The following is a 15,730-nucleotide window of genomic DNA, read 5'->3' on the forward strand; positions in this document are numbered from 1 at the left end:
ATACAACTCGACCTTCATTATTGTTAAAAGGTAGCCTCTTGGCCATGAGTAAATATGCTCTTTTTCTCAGGGATCCCCCACCCGCCTGCCCTCGGCGTCAAATCGCTGTAGGGGTAGGGTCAACTCCAGCTCTTGCAGCTCCAAAGGTTGAGAGACCCCCCTGCCGCGCCCCAAAGCAAAGCCATCCGCCGCTGCCGGATTCACCTCATAGCCGATATCTGCCATTGCTTCGACGGTGAGAATGCTTAAGGGGTTGGCTACCCCCCGGTCGATGCGGCTGGTCATCAGCTCGCGGCCCAAGACATTCTCCCGCCAATGGGAATCTCGGGATCCCTCCCCAAACTCGTTTTCTAAAGGAACAGAGGGCGCGTTTCCTCCCAGCGTGGCGAAGGCGCTGACCGCCCTGGGGCCGATGAAGCGGGGATCGTAGCCAGGGGGCGTAGGCTGATCCCGCCTCACCAAGCCCACCGTTAGCCCCTTGGGATCCCAGACGATGGGCAAAAAGCCCAAGGCATGGCCCAACTCGTGCAGGGCGGTAATGGGCAGATCCCCTCGTTCTTCCAGGGCAGATAGATTTTGACTGTTGAACAGAACTACGGAGTAAAAAGGCAGACCGTTAGAGGCCCGCACAAAACAGGGAGCAGCTCCCCCCAAAATTCGCTCGTCGCCGAGGTTTCTGGCCCGCACCTCCACCAGCAGATCGTCGATGGGGAAATTGAGTGGCGTGCTGGGAAACCCTCGATCGCATTCGTCGGCCCGAATGGTGGTGGGGGGCAGATCCGGCTGGTCACCAACGATGATCTGTTGCCAGCGCAGAGCGGCATTGCGGACGATCGACTGCTGGGTGGGGGTGAGACTGTTGTCGGGAAAGCGAACGTCAATGGTGAACTGGGAAGCAGGCGCAGTCGTTGGCGAGGGCAAAGGGGCAGGAATGACAGTCGGAGTAGAGGTGAGAACGACAGTTGGAGTAGAGGTGGGAATGACGGTTGGAATGGGAGTGGGAATGACACCTACAGAAGAGGAGCTACCACTTCCCCCGCAGGCCTTGAGCGCCAGTACCAGAAGCACAGCCACCAGGGATCCAAGCAGGCGCAGGCCCCACACTCTGCCCAAAAGCAGTCGCTGCCTTGAATTCACACCACCTCCCAAAAAGCTCCATGACCCAAGTGGATCATACCGGCTGCAACCATCCTCCCGAGCATGATTTGCGTCACACCGCACCGGTCAACTTCAAGGCCAGGAAGAGATGGGTTTGGAGGTCTATATTTTCAGGTCAGGATCTCTCAATCTGAGGAGTCGGAAGAGTTTTCCTCTTCTATGCCCCAGCCCGCAGCCAAAACATCCACCGCTGCCCGCAGCGCCTGGTTATCCCCCAAGAGCTCCTCGGGATCCGAACGCGGCTCCACCAGGGGAACCAAGCGCAGAATACGTCCGTCCTGAACCAAGTCGATAACCACGCCCGGCTGCTCCTTGCCCAGGTTGGCAATCTCTTCTTCGGAAGCGGGATCCCGCAGACAGGCATAGTCAAAGCTGTTCACATTTAAGTAGAGGCTACGGTTTACCACCAGTGTGGCAGCAGTGGGATCCTGAAAAACATCCACCACGCAGCCTTCCCCTTGCTTCCGCACTGAGCCATCGACAATATCGAAGTAGCGAACACGGGCCAAATCGGATAGGAGTCGGTAAATATCCCGCTTATTGACCAGAGTTCCCGTATTCACAATACAGGGGGCACAGGGATGAGTGTCTGTCATAGAGCAGTCGGTCTCGAAAGGTCAACAGATTGAGAGTAGGCAAAAGGAAAGCAACATCAACAGTGTCTGCAAACTATCTCCGAAAACATCAGTCCTCGGCAATTCTAGGCGCGGTTATAGCTGACAAGCAACAGAGACCCCAACTTAATCCCTAACTTCACAAAAACTTTAATCGGCTAAAGAGGGAAGAAGTAGCCTGCCCTGCCTTACCAAGTTAAGCCACTGCAACAACAGAACAACTCCCTCCATTTCGCCTACCCAGCGCTCAGACTGCTCTTGGGGAAAACCCAGTCATAACTTTGCTTTTATCGACTCTATCACAGCCTTCCCGAAAAGGGCACAGGTCACTACTAATCACTACTAAGGTGCAATCTCCAGGCAAAGGCAACAGAGGTTTGGCAGGGTTTTACCTACATCTTGTGGGAAGGTGAATAGCCGAGCGGCTTTAGACTCTAGATATCGCAGATGGGCCCCGAACAGATCATCTTCGGTTCAAACCTCTCCCCTTGTCCCCCTAGGAAGGATAGCATAGGACACCAAGCCCGCTGCCTAGAAATAGCGTTGACTCTTCGCCGGAGACGACTTTTGCCGTGGTAACCACTCCCCAACGCCAGACTCTGCCGGTTGTCGATTTTGCCGCCTTTCAAAACGGAACGTCAGGTGAGCGGGAGCAGTTTGTCCGCCAGGTGGGGGAAGCGCTGCAACAGATTGGCTTTTTTGCCTTGGTTAACCATGGCCTATCGCCGGAATTGATCCGGGAAGCCTATGAAGCCGCAGAAGCCGTTTTTCTTTTGCCAGAGCCAACCAAGAGAGCCTATGAGGATCCGGCGCTGCTGGGGCAACGAGGGTACACCCCCTTTGGCAAAGAACACGCCAAAGATCATCCCTATCCTGACATGAAAGAGTTTTGGCACATCGGGCGCGAAGGGGATCCCCACCTTCCTGCCAACATCTGGCCTCGGGAGGTGCCCCAATTTCGCAGGGTGATGCTAGAGCTGTTCGCCCAATTGGAAACCTGTGCCCAGGGCCTGTTGCAGGCGGTCTCTCTGTATCTGGGGGAGCCTGCCGAATACTTGCCCAAAGCGGCGGAAGGAGGAGCCAATCTCTTGCGGGTGATTCATTATCCGCCGATCCCTGCTGAAGCCCCTCCCCAGAGTTTACGAGCTGCAGCCCATGAAGACATCAACTTGATTACGCTCTTGTGTGAAGCCACCGCACCAGGGCTAGAACTTCTGCAACGAGATGGATCTTGGCTGCCCATTTCGGCCCTGCCCGGTCAGATCATTGTCGATGCTGGGGATATGCTGCAAAACCTCACCAATGGCCTGCTGCGCAGCACCACCCATCGGGTGACCAACCCCGACAACCCCCAAGAGCGCCGCTTTTCCATTCCCTTCTTTGTGCATCCGCGTGCAGAAGTGGATCTCACACCCTTGCCGACTTGTGTGGCCCGCACCGGCGGGATCCCTCGGTTTCCTTCCCTGACTGCCGGAGAATACTTGGCCCAGCGGTTGAGGGAAATCGGCCTGGCCGAGGCAGGATCCCCGCCCCAGCATTGATCCCAACTGGGGGTCTGATACATTTACGCTGAACACTGCTGAACATCACTGTTCAACTATGCAGCGATAGCATTCTGTTTGTTTCCATTCGCGTTAGCGGGACGGAGTCCAAACAGAATGGCGGTATCCCGCAAAGCTTTGAGTAGAATACCCAAAGCGCAGTTTCCGTGTCGTCTTACTACCAATTTTCTGCTTTGCTTTGGCTACCATGTTGGCAGACTCGAAAGTAAACAGAAAGATCAACTGGTAGTAATCCGTACTGAACATATTATACATTATTTTCAGTATAGTTGAGCTTATTATTGACTAGAGTCATGCTCTATGGTTCGGATCCCAGCCCTGCCCTACGAGTATGAAGTTCCCGGCCTGTCTCAGTTGGCCCTGGTGATCATCGATATGCAGCGAGATTTCCTGGAGCCGGGCGGCTTTGGGGAAATGTTGGGCAACGATGTCACCCAACTGGGATCCATTGTGCCCACCCTGAAGGGGCTGCTGGACTTTTTTCGTCAAAAGGGCTTAACCGTCATTCATACCCTAGAGGGTCATCAGCCAGATCTCTCCGATTGCCCGCCCAGCAAGCGCAAACGCGGCAAGGGATCCCTGACCATTGGGGACGAAGGCCCTATGGGGCGGATTTTGATTCGGGGAGAGCCGGGCAACGCCATCATCCCTGAGCTTGCCCCGATTGCGGGAGAGATCGTCATTCCCAAACCCGGCAAGGGGGCTTTCTACGCCACCGAGCTGCAAGCAATCTTGCAAAAGCGCGGCATCACCCACCTGCTGTTCACCGGGGTAACCACAGAAGTCTGCGTGCAAACCACAATGCGCGAGGCCAATGACCGCGGCTATGAGTGCCTGCTGGTGGAAGATTGCACCGCCAGCTACTTCCCAGAGTTCAAGCAAGCCACCCTGGAGATGATCCGGGCGCAAGGGGGCATCGTCGGCTGGACGAGTTCTGCTCAGAACATCCAAAAAGCGTTATCGGGTTTACAGTGAGTGTGAATAACCCAACAAGCGTGAGGCTGAACCGATGACACTGGCTCAGGAGGCAACTGCCCAAGTCCCCGCCTTTTGCGAAGGGATCCAGTACTTCGGGGATCCTTGGCCGGAATTTGACCGCCTGGGCCAGGCCCCTGCAGTGGATGCCGGCACCGGGAAGCTGAGGGATCCCGGCAGTCGTATGGCCGCCTACCAAACCTTGCTCTATGCCGATGCCTTGCGCTACCTCACCCTGCAAATGACCGCCAGCAAAGCCTCAGGCCATCCGGGCGGATTTGCCAGCCAAGCAGAAGCCTATGCCGCTCTGGTGTACCTGGGCCAGAAGAACATCCCCACCGAAGTCGGGCACCACGCGCCGGGCTTTTACGCGGCCATGTTCTTGGATGGATCCCTGGCCGAGATGGGCATCCACACCGTCGCCGACCTGCGGGCCCGTTTTCGAGAGCGGGAAGGGCTGTTGGGTCACCTCTCTGGCTACATTCCCGGGCTGCTGGCGCCGGCTGGGCCGCTGGGGCAGGGGCAGCACTTTGCCATGGCGGGGGCATTACTCTACCCGGATCGCCTCTTCCCGGTCACGATTGGGGATGGCGGCCTGGGAGAGCCCTATGTGATGAGCTCCATGATTCACTTCCACACGGCTTTCCCGCAGCGCACCAACTTCCTGCCGGTGCTGGTTTGGAATGGCTACAGCCAAGAGCACCACAGCATGATCTCCACCGCCAGCAACGCCCAGATGGCCGAGTATTGGCGGGGCAACGGCTTTGAGGAAGTGGTGTTGGTGGATGCCAAAGACTTCGACGATGCCCAGCAGCCCGGCCCCTATGTCGATAGCACTCAGTTTTCCCTAGAAGCCCGCCTTGCCTTTGCCCAAAGGGTGCTGATCGAAATGGAGCGAGCCATCCAATCAGCCCTGAGCGGACAATTAACGGTTTTCATCCTCAAGCAACTGAAGGGGGCTGGGGTACATGCCAAGGGATCCAAGTCCCACAACCTCTACGGCCACCACACCCTGGATCACCCGGACATTGTGGCGGCTCTGCGGGCGCGGGCCTTACATCCGGCAGCTTGGGCCCTGGTGCGACAAAACTGCCAACGGGCCGCCGGGGGGCCAGCCACCAAGGTGGCGGTTACAGAGTTCGTTCGGCCTTTGCCGCCTTTGGGATCCCTAAACCTAACGGAGTTTCCCCTAGGGGACAAGCAGGTTTCCACCACGGCCATCGGATCCCTCGTGGTGCAGGTGGGGCAGAAGGATCCCGACTTTTTGGTGGCCAATGCCGACGGCAACGAAGCTTCCGGCATTGCCAATGTGAACCAAGGTCTCAAGGTGATTCACCCCACGGTGGATCCCTTATACAACCAACAGCCCCAAGGCCAGGTCTACGAACCCCTGAGCGAAGATGCCTGCGCGGGGCTAACGGCGGGCCTAGCCCTCTTCGGCGGACGCTCCCTGTGGTGCTCCTACGAGTCCTTTGCCGTCAACGGCCTACCCATCTGGCAGACGGTAACCCAAGCCATGGCGGAGCTGCGCCGGCCCACCCCCTCGGCCATTGCCCTCTTCACTGCCGGCGCTCTGGAACAGGGGCGTAACGGCTGGACCCACCAACGCCCGGAAATTGAGGCCTACCTGGCAGCCATGATGCGCAACGGCAACGTCTTCCCCCTCTTCCCGCCCGATGCCAACTGTGCCCAAGCTGCCTACGAATGGGCCCTATCCACCTGCAACAAAGGGATCCCTATCATCGCCAGCAAAACTCCCCTACCCATCCGCACCACCCTCGAACAAGCTCGCCAAGCAGTAGAGCAAGGCTGCACCGTCCTTCAGGAGTTTCCCGGATCCCGAACCGTCGTCTTTGCCGTGGTGGGGGATATGGTTCTCCTGCCCGTGTTCGAGGCGGCTGAGCAGCTCCAAGCCCAAGGGATCGGCTGCAAAATCGTCTCGGTGATTAACCCCCGCCGTCTGTATCGCCCCGGCGACGTGGCTTGGTCCACCTGTGCTCAGCCAGATGGGGAATTCATGTCCGACCAAGAATTTGCCGCTTGGTTTGCCGGCGAGGCCCTCATTGGGGTAACAGGCGGGGCCAGCCTGATGTTGGAGCCTCTGACATTGCGCTACACTGGCCCGCGCGACATTTTTGCCTGGAAACGCGGCGAAACCACCGCCACCCCCGCCGAATTGATGGACTACAACGGCCTGACAGCTCAGGCACTGTCAGAACGAGCCAAGCAACTGCTATGCTGAGGGCGAGCTTTTAGCTTGGTTAGCATTGTCCACCTTATTTTTTCCTATGACTGCGGCTAGATATCTCCGAGAGAAGCTTGAGAGGATGTCTCCCACCGAGAGGGTAGAGCGAGTTGTTGTCCAACACTTTGCTTCTCCTCTCCTGCAGGCGCTTGGCTTTGACGACTCGGAAATTAGAGAAGAATTCGAGACAGGTTGCGGCCAGGTCGATCTCGCAGCAAGAAAGAACGGAGATCCTGAAGATATTTTCTTTAGATCCCCGAAGAATCCCTACTTGCTTTTGGAGGCAAAATCTAGAGCAGTTAATCTCAGAGAAGGATCTTGCTATAGAGATGCAGTTTGTCAGATAGAAAGTTACTTGCTTGCCAAGGACTGCAAATCTGCAAAATGGGGAATTATCACCAATGCAAATAACATCCAGCTTTGGAGGAAGCACGGAAAAGTCGTTCACCCCGCTACAGCAAACCTTGATATTAGCTCAGATAACATTGAGAGCATAGTGCGTAACTTGCGAGACAAGATAGAAAACTATGAGCGCGCTCTGACTGTATGCGTGTATAACAATAAAGGGGGCGTAGGCAAAACAACAACAGTTATTAACCTTGCAGCAGCACTAGCAACAAAGAGAAAGAAAGTCTTAGTTGTTGACTTTGATTCCCAAGGAGATCTGACAAGAAGCTTGGGAGTTACTACTGGAAAAATTACACTGACGCAGTGCTTAAAGGATCCCAAAATAGATGTTCATTCCGTTGTCCAAACATACAGACTCAAGACGGTTAGACAAGGCAAACAGAGTATAGTTTCCATCTTTGACATCATCCCAAGAGACCCTGAACTGGAAACGTTAACTGATAGCCAGGCGGTAGCATATATCCAGAAGGGAACTCGGCGCCTTCGCGATCTGATTGCCCCTCTTCGCAATGAGTATGATTACATCCTAATTGACTGCCCAACTCAATGGCTTTACTTCAGCCAGAGTGGTGTTTTTGCTGCCGATGTTATTTTGATACCTACCCGCCCCGACGATCTGTCTTCCCTGAATAATGCTGCTAGAGTAATCACCAGATTTGTTCCAGAAACTGCTAGGTCACGACAGGATGGTGGCCCCAGGACTTTGCCTATCTTTTTCAATGGCGTCCCCTCAGAAAGCGAAAACACTATTAAACGAGCAAATGATGAGATAGAAAAAATTGTCAGCCAAGAGAGAAGCATGAACCTACTTCCATATTTCTGGCCGCATTTTAAGAGAGGTAATGAAAACAAAAGCATTTTTAGGATACCTGACTATGCAGTGATATCCTCTGCAAGCTTTGATCGAAGGCCTGCCGTCTTTAATCGGAGAGTTTTAGAATACTACCAGAGTCTTGCCCGTGAGTACTTTATCGATGAGTGAGTTTTCAGATCTAGGTAGGTTGGTTAACTTACCCCTTGAGAGCATTACGCCCGCCGATGGGTTTTCTGCTCCCTCCTTCCTTGTTGCCGCAGCCGCAGATCAGCTAAGGGCGACAGGAGGACACAACTGGGTTCCTCTGCTGGTGGTCGAGGCTGGCGACTATCAGTACAAGGCCATTGGTAACCATTTTGTCTATGCAGTTGCTCAAGAAGCGGGACTGGAAAGGCTATGGTGTATCGTTGTCGATCCTGATCCAGAGCAGGTTAAGCAGGCCCAGATTCTCGCCAAAGAAATTGTTCCGAAGGTAAATTTGACCAATACATCGAGAGAGACTATCTTGGCTGCGCTAAGATACCTAGCCGAGCAACCCAGCAGTCCCCTCAAGGGAGTCGATGTAACCATTGCAGCTGCCCGGATTGCAGAGGCGGATAGAAGTTGGTGGCAGGACTTAACCCCCATAACCAAGCTTGGGTGCAAAATTACGCGAGGCAAAAAACTGGATGCCCTATCGGAAGTATTTTTCGTAACTCCTACAGCGTTGCCCCCTACTCTGAAGAAATCATCCAAGAGATCTGCGGCATCCGCTGGCGCGAAGAAAGCGACCTCAACTCGCTCGCGGAAAAAAACAGAGGGAGAGAGCTGAAAGGGATCCCTTCAAAAACATATTCTCCTCTCCACATCACCGAGGCCCGACTCCGCTTGCTGTGGGATGCCTGCCTCAAGCCTCCCTTTGAATGGCTACTGCCACCCAAACAGCCTTGGCCGCTCTCAACAACAGCCTCCATGGCAGGTATGCTCTGCTTACCTAGGACGACCGGATCCATCTGGAGCTCATGCACAGGATGATCACCAGCATCTTGGAGATCGACCTGACCCAAACCGTCCGGTATTATCTTGACCACAGGGATCCCCCCCTTATCGCCTGGATCCTGGGCCGTGATCAAGCGCTCCAGACCTGTTGAAACCCTATGTCTTTCAAGGTTGGCACCACATCGGGATCCAGCACTGTAATCCGACACCGATCCTTGAGTTCCCTAACAGAATACCCAGAGGGTCGATGCTCTGAGCTGCCACACCAATCCGGTCGAGGGTTGGTCTTGGTACTACACACCCCATGTACAATCTCCATCCAAGCCTTGCGATCCTCTGATTCCCAAATGCTGAAGATACACCCCGTCCCCAGATAAGGCTGACTTAAAACCGGGATCCCATATTGTCCGGCCAAACTTCTGATCTGAACCTTGAGGCTGTCGATCAACGGAGCCAATGGCAAGGGCTTGACATTTCTGAGGGTAAATTGGCTGCCCCGAAAGCCTCGGAAGCTGGTGAGTTGATGCGGGGGTCTTCTCCAGCCAGGGCCAAGTCCGCCCAGTTGTTGGGCCAGGTTCAGCAGATCGCCAATCAAGGGCTGAAATGGCTCATTGCATTCAACTTGGATCCCCCAGGTTTCATGGGCGTCACGGGCAGGTATATTGGCGTAGCCATTGGCCAACCCATCCTCAATACTGAGAGCAGGCAATGGATCCGAGGCTTTGTAGCTACACAGCACCAAATCGGCAGGACAACCCAAACCGCCAAAGATTTTGTTAGTTAGCCTTTCAGTGTTCTGTATTCCCAACAAAGGCAAGGCCAAACGAGTAAACCATCCCCGCAGATTGGCCCGTAAAACTTGCGGACTCCAACGATATTGCCCTTGTTGCGTCACCTGACCGCTCTCAACTTTATGCTGCTGCACACAGGGCTTCATCCCCTGTAACTCTATCGTCCATTGCCCCACAGGGATCCGTTCTGCTATCCGTCCAAATCCTGCATGGATCCCACGTCCTAGCCCTTGATGGCGCAACATTTCCTTCATCCGCTGAGTAACCCAGCTTTTCTGCTCTTCGGTCGGGATCTCTTTAAGGGTGATGTTGAGAGCATATTTGGGAGCATTCATGCCTTCTCCGGCAGGGATCTGCCATTGTACGCCCAACTTTGGATCCCTTTGATTAAAAACTTGCCAAGGTTGCTGAGGGTTAAGTGGATAAGGCTTGAGGTTAGATTTCTCCAAAAAGAGATTCTCAAACCGGATCTTTCTGGGTAGCCAAGCGGTTTGATTCTCATTCAGTAGCGTCCGCCAAAAGGCTTGCTCATTCGCCGGGATCCTGTCCCAATGTTTCCGCAAATAGTGCAACAAGGATCCTCTCACACTTGAGCCAGGGATCCAGGGTATTCCGGCTGCTTGGGCTGGAAGGATCCCACCTTCAGGAAAGCTACCCCCGCCGATTTGTAGGGGGCTGATCAGCTTGAGATCGCCGATGGATATTGTGCGTGGATCTTTAGTTTTGTTGAGGGCAAAGCAGGGCTTTCCATTCCAGGCTTCCGTAATATCTCTATTAGCCCGACTGTCGGTAATGTCGGAGGTTTGGGGGGTATAGCCGCATTCTTTATCGACATGTTTGGGATCTTCTTTCAGTCCATACCAGCGGGGACGTTCAGCAGGTAAAAGTTTGCGCATTGTTTAGGATCCTCCATTGTTTTAATCTGAGACAACCTACGAGAGGACTTTTAGAATTCATAGGGCATTTTAGCCCCCTCACCTTCTGAGAAGGTCCGCGACCGGCAACTCCTACACGTTGCAAGTGGCGAACGGCTTCGTGTTTCAACACCTTTACCTTCTGGGAAGGTCTGCGACCATAAGGAATACTCACCCAAACTTCGAGGTCCAGCTATCAAGTTTCAACACCTTTACCTTCTGGGAAGGTCTGCGACAATGAAGTCACCATCCGCGAGGCACTGCGGATGGTCGTTTCAACACCTTTACCTTCTGGGAAGGTCTGCGACCTCTGCTTGCATCAAAGTTTGCAGAACACGTAAAAGCGTTTCAACACCTTTACCTTCTGGGAAGGTCTGCGACTACCTTTACCACCCCCATTACTACGTGATGGGGGCATTCGTGTTTCAACACCTTTACCTTCTGGGAAGGTCTGCGACAACCCAGGGCAAGTCAGTCTCACCTGGGAAAAGCTCCAGTTTCAACACCTTTACCTTCTGGGAAGGTCTGCGACCCGAAAGGAGCGCTATTGCGGATCTGTACCGGCGGATCTGCATGTTTCAACACCTTTACCTTCTGGGAAGGTCTGCGACTTTCCTATTACCAAGCTCTAGATAGAGCAAGTTCGGTACAGTTTCAACACCTTTACCTTCTGGGAAGGTCTGCGACTTAAGTACGCTCTAGGATCTAAGCAGAAGGTGGGATAGTTTCAACACCTTTACCTTCTGGGAAGGTCTGCGACCGCGCGTATGGCTGCGGACCAAGTTGCCGCAGGGCAAACGGTTTCAACACCTTTACCTTCTGGGAAGGTCTGCGACTTGCGGCAAATTCATGAAGAATATGAAGCTAATCACTGGTTTCAACACCTTTACCTTCTGGGAAGGTCTGCGACCTTAGGCGAGGCGTACAATCTGTGCGCCAATGCCGAGTTTCAACACCTTTACCTTCTGGGAAGGTCTGCGACAACCGAAACCTACAGCGAATCACCTGACGGAATGAGGTTTCAACACCTTTACCTTCTGGGAAGGTCTGCGACTTAACTGTGCCGTACTGGCACAGGTCGGTTACAAGACGTTTCAACACCTTTACCTTCTGGGAAGGTCTGCGACGGTTAGATCGTACAGCCGCCTACAACCCAAGATGGGAGTTTCAACACCTTTACCTTCTGGGAAGGTCTGCGACATCAGTAAAAGTAATTCTAAAATTCGAATCAGCTAGAAGTTTCAACACCTTTACCTTCTGGGAAGGTCTGCGACAGAAATTTCCAAGCTTTTACAGATTCTGTTTCTTCGGTTTCAACACCTTTACCTTCTGGGAAGGTCTGCGACAGCCTGCCTCTAAAAATATAAGGAGTGCCTTCATCAGGCAGTTTCAACACCTTTACCTTCTGGGAAGGTCTGCGACTTCATAGCTTGTGTGAGGGAGTGGAGCTAGCTCTAGGGTTTCAACACCTTTACCTTCTGGGAAGGTCTGCGACGCCCAAGCAGACAGCCCTCGCTACCGCGAAGCAGTCTGGTTTCAACACCTTTACCTTCTGGGAAGGTCTGCGACAACACCCAGGAGATAATCCTGGGTGTGTTTGGGGGAGGGTTTCAACACCTTTACCTTCTGGGAAGGTCTGCGACGACGACATTCTCGAGTCAATTCGCTAGCTAACTCTAATTGTTTCAACACCTTTACCTTCTGGGAAGGTCTGCGACCCCCCAAATGAGTCCATCTTCGTCTACAACAACATCGAGTTTCAACACCTTTACCTTCTGGGAAGGTCTGCGACCGCAAGACAGTTGCGGCCCTGAGGCAGTTTTACGACTTGTTTCAACACCTTTACCTTCTGGGAAGGTCTGCGACTACCACAACCACAATTCTTTTACGTATGCCCATCAAGTTTCAACACCTTTACCTTCTGGGAAGGTCTGCGACCTCCTCGGCCCTACTGCGCTTAATCACAGACGGTCCTGTGGTTTCAACACCTTTACCTTCTGGGAAGGTCTGCGACGTCTCGGTCCTCATCGAAGTAGGAGCGAGTCATGTCGTGTTTCAACACCTTTACCTTCTGGGAAGGTCTGCGACTTCACGAAAGAAGAAATCCTCAGCAACCAAGCCATCGTTTCAACACCTTTACCTTCTGGGAAGGTCTGCGACTGCAAGACTTCTACAAACCTCCCTGCGGCATAGGCTTGTTTCAACACCTTTACCTTCTGGGAAGGTCTGCGACTTCGATGTTGTCTCAGTAAACCCCGAGGACCTGCTGCCCGAGTTTCAACACCTTTACCTTCTGGGAAGGTCTGCGACCCCCTCAAAGCCGCCGAGGCTGCGCGCCGCAAGGCCAAGTTTCAACACCTTTACCTTCTGGGAAGGTCTGCGACACACCCAGGAGATAATCCTGGGTGTTCTTTCTACCCAGTTTCAACACCTTTACCTTCTGGGAAGGTCTGCGACTCAAATTCGCCAACCTGGACGGTCGCTACCTGGTAGCGTTTCAACACCTTTACCTTCTGGGAAGGTCTGCGACTGGCGGTAATCAACCACCATAAACTTCTGAGAAAAGAAGTTTCAACACCTTTACCTTCTGGGAAGGTCTGCGACTACATACAACACGCGAAGTACAGTGTACTCCCTTATACAGTTTCAACACCTTTACCTTCTGGGAAGGTCTGCGACCATAAATAAGTGGGAGTGACCAAAATTGAATAGTCGCTCCCGTTTCAACACCTTTACCTTCTGGGAAGGTCTGCGACGTTCGTCTGCTAAATCATTAAACTGTGGGTACTCAAGTTTCAACACCTTTACCTTCTGGGAAGGTCTGCGACACTCCAGAGCTTCCCTGATTTCTCCGCGCTCTATGCGCGTTTCAACACCTTTACCTTCTGGGAAGGTCTGCGACAACGGGAAACGGCTTGTACTCACGTATGTGGGGAAAGTTTCAACACCTTTACCTTCTGGGAAGGTCTGCGACAACTTTTCTTTCCAAAACCACCCCCTCCACAAGGGTGGTTTTTGTTTCAACACCTTTACCTTCTGGGAAGGTCTGCGACCGTGACAAAATTAATGTCACACACTTTAAGTCGCTTAGTTTCAACACCTTTACCTTCTGGGAAGGTCTGCGACTACCTGTTCCACATGGACCTATACCAAATACATAATCATGTTTCAACACCTTTACCTTCTGGGAAGGTCTGCGACTCAAAATGACCAAACGGTGTCCTCTGCTGTAGTCAATAGTTTCAACACCTTTACCTTCTGGGAAGGTCTGCGACCTCAAATATGGGTGTGAGCCCTATGCATATAACCCCGAGTTTCAACACCTTTACCTTCTGGGAAGGTCTGCGACTGAACATTGCGAAACGCCTTGGAGTTGTAACTCCTGCTAGTTTCAACACCTTTACCTTCTGGGAAGGTCTGCGACCCCGTGGGAACTCCACCAAGGTTACGCTGAACGCCGGTGTTTCAACACCTTTACCTTCTGGGAAGGTCTGCGACTTGCCCTGGTTCTTTCGAAGAACCTCAGTGACTTAGACGGTTTCAACACCTTTACCTTCTGGGAAGGTCTGCGACACCCTCTTCTCGTTAGTCAACGAAACACCGGACTGTGAACGTGTTTCAACACCTTTACCTTCTGGGAAGGTCTGCGACCCTTTAATCTCCCAGCAGCAATTCCAATTGTTGAGTAGTTTCAACACCTTTACCTTCTGGGAAGGTCTGCGACCGCTTTGCGCATTGCTTCAAGTGCAGCATCGGCTTGGGGTTTCAACACCTTTACCTTCTGGGAAGGTCTGCGACACCGAGGTTTGGGACATACTGGTACTCGGTTATTGTAGTTTCAACACCTTTACCTTCTGGGAAGGTCTGCGACCCCCTCCATTCTACATCCCTTGCCCAGAGCGGGATCCAGAGGCCATTTTCGACCGCCTCCCAAAAACCACCCCATCCAGGCCGCAAAACAGGGATCCAAAATCGCTGAAACCCTTATCCAGAGCGGCATCGACCGGGTCAACGAAAGAATCAGCCTTTGAGGGCATTGGCCGAGGTGATCGCTCAGGCATTCATACCCGCCTGTTGAGCGTCTTTGAGGCGCATCGTCCAGAACTGAATGGTCTCGGCAATGGCAATCAACAGGTCACTCATCAGCACCTGCTGATTAAAGGTCAACTGCCTTAGCCGCTCCTGAAACTCATGGGTGGTCATGTCGCTTCGGATCCCTAGTTCTGCCCCTGCAACCTCGGCCAACACAATCCGCGCCACCCCCCAGGCAAAATAGCGTCGTTGTTCATTGTTGCCCTGCCCCGCCGCCGGGATCGCTCCCCCCAGCAAAGCCATCGACCGCGACATCGACCAAAACCGCTCCAGCCCCCAGGTGGCCACATAATCGGCAATGCCACTGGCGGCTCCCTGCCACTCCTGCAGATGTTGGATCCCTGCTTGGAGGCGATGAAACACCCGCCGATCCAAGTCGTAATGTTCGACCGCCATCATGCACCCCCAATGTTCGTAATCCGCACATTGCCATAACCAACGCTCCACAGTCCGCCCAGGGAGTGATCCCCCTGCAAAAAGGATTGCCACTGATCCAGATGTTCTACCTTTTGGCGCACCGTCCAGCTAAACATAAACACTGCCCCCGGCGGATACCCCTCTACGGCAAACAGGTTTTCCACCAAATTGCCCTTGGCATCCGGTTCATCCCGCAAACTTACCCTCGGCTGCCGCACCAACCCCATATCCACAATCAAATTGATGCAATGGTTGGGTACCACAATCCGACAATCAGGATCCACCCCCTCTGGAGCCGGTAACACCTCTGTCCACTTCTGGATATTGGTCAACCTCAACCAGCGCAAATACAGACTGGATCCCGCTGCCAATTCTGGATGGGTCATATACACCTGATCCAGGGCAAAGTTAAACGGGGATCCGTGATTGAGTTGCTGAAAACGATTGAGCCAAGCCGGACAACTCACCCACCAATTGCCGTAGCCCAACACATGCACCGGCCACCACACCGGCCAGCCCCACCCCAACGAGATCCGCCCCGGCGAAATATCCTCTGTCGGCCCTCCAAACCAGTTCTTGACATGGCCCCTATAGGCATCTTTACCTTCGGCATCCTCCCGCAATGCCCCCCGTAACGAACTCCCCGGAATGGCAGGCGTCCGATCCGGCAAGCGAAACACCGGATTATTGTTGCCCCGGCTCTCGCTATCTGCCCCGCCAATATGCACCGGCGACAAACACACCAACCACGCATTGGGCATC

10 protein-coding genes and 1 CRISPR repeat array are annotated in these 15,730 nt (G+C 53.5%); of the genes, 5 read left to right on the forward strand and 5 right to left on the reverse strand.

What is annotated here, in order from left to right; genetic code table 11:
* Window positions 1–66 precede the first annotated feature (66 nt).
* Complete coding sequence (locus tag ACVWXW_RS01725; protein WP_457402421.1) at window positions 67–1,137, reverse strand: leishmanolysin-related zinc metalloendopeptidase; 1,071 nt, start codon at window positions 1,135–1,137, stop codon at window positions 67–69.
* 146 nt (window positions 1,138–1,283) lie between these two features.
* Entirely contained in the window at window positions 1,284–1,754 is a 471-nt protein-coding gene (locus ACVWXW_RS01730; protein WP_414331929.1) for a hypothetical protein, read from the reverse strand.
* A 590-nt stretch (window positions 1,755–2,344) separates the two neighbouring features.
* On the opposite strand from ACVWXW_RS01730, the gene ACVWXW_RS01735 reads away from it, so the two are divergent.
* The 5 genes from ACVWXW_RS01735 (at window position 2,345) to ACVWXW_RS01755 (ending at window position 8,587) form a co-directional block, all read left to right on the forward strand.
* Entirely contained in the window at window positions 2,345–3,313 is a 969-nt protein-coding gene (locus ACVWXW_RS01735) for an isopenicillin N synthase family dioxygenase (protein ID WP_457402422.1), read from the forward strand.
* Between the two features lie 321 nt (window positions 3,314–3,634).
* The gene (locus ACVWXW_RS01740; RefSeq protein ID WP_457402424.1) at window positions 3,635–4,309 is read left to right on the forward strand and encodes a cysteine hydrolase family protein; all 675 of its coding nucleotides are present in this window, start codon (window positions 3,635–3,637) and stop codon (window positions 4,307–4,309) included.
* A gap of 34 nt (window positions 4,310–4,343) precedes the next feature.
* The gene (locus ACVWXW_RS01745) at window positions 4,344–6,551 is read left to right on the forward strand and encodes a phosphoketolase family protein (protein ID WP_457402425.1); all 2,208 of its coding nucleotides are present in this window, start codon (window positions 4,344–4,346) and stop codon (window positions 6,549–6,551) included.
* An 85-nt stretch (window positions 6,552–6,636) separates the two neighbouring features.
* A complete protein-coding gene (locus ACVWXW_RS01750; RefSeq protein WP_414374527.1) occupies window positions 6,637–7,944 on the forward strand; it encodes an AAA family ATPase in 1,308 nt (435 codons plus the stop codon).
* Window positions 7,922–8,587, forward strand: a complete 666-nt coding sequence (locus ACVWXW_RS01755; protein ID WP_414328947.1) for a Rho termination factor — start codon at window positions 7,922–7,924, stop codon at window positions 8,585–8,587. Before ACVWXW_RS01750 ends, ACVWXW_RS01755 begins: the two co-directional genes overlap by 23 nt.
* 297 nt (window positions 8,588–8,884) lie before the next feature.
* On the opposite strand, the gene ACVWXW_RS01760 is transcribed toward ACVWXW_RS01755, so the two are convergent.
* The 3 genes from ACVWXW_RS01760 to ACVWXW_RS01770 form a co-directional block, all read right to left on the reverse strand.
* The gene (locus tag ACVWXW_RS01760; protein WP_457402427.1) at window positions 8,885–10,441 is read right to left on the reverse strand and encodes an RAMP superfamily CRISPR-associated protein; all 1,557 of its coding nucleotides are present in this window, start codon (window positions 10,439–10,441) and stop codon (window positions 8,885–8,887) included.
* Window positions 10,442–10,582: 141 nt separating this feature from the next.
* Window positions 10,583–14,330: a CRISPR direct-repeat array (repeat unit 36 nt; unit sequence GTTTCAACACCTTTACCTTCTGGGAAGGTCTGCGAC).
* Window positions 14,331–14,512: 182 nt separating this feature from the next.
* Entirely contained in the window at window positions 14,513–14,950 is a 438-nt protein-coding gene (locus tag ACVWXW_RS01765) for a hypothetical protein (protein ID WP_457402429.1), read from the reverse strand.
* Entirely contained in the window at window positions 14,947–15,729 is a 783-nt protein-coding gene (locus ACVWXW_RS01770; protein ID WP_457402432.1) for an RAMP superfamily CRISPR-associated protein, read from the reverse strand. Before ACVWXW_RS01770 ends, ACVWXW_RS01765 begins: the two co-directional genes overlap by 4 nt.
* Between the last annotated feature and the right edge of the window lies 1 nt (window position 15,730).

The organism is Thermostichus sp. MS-CIW-30, assembly GCF_054058015.1.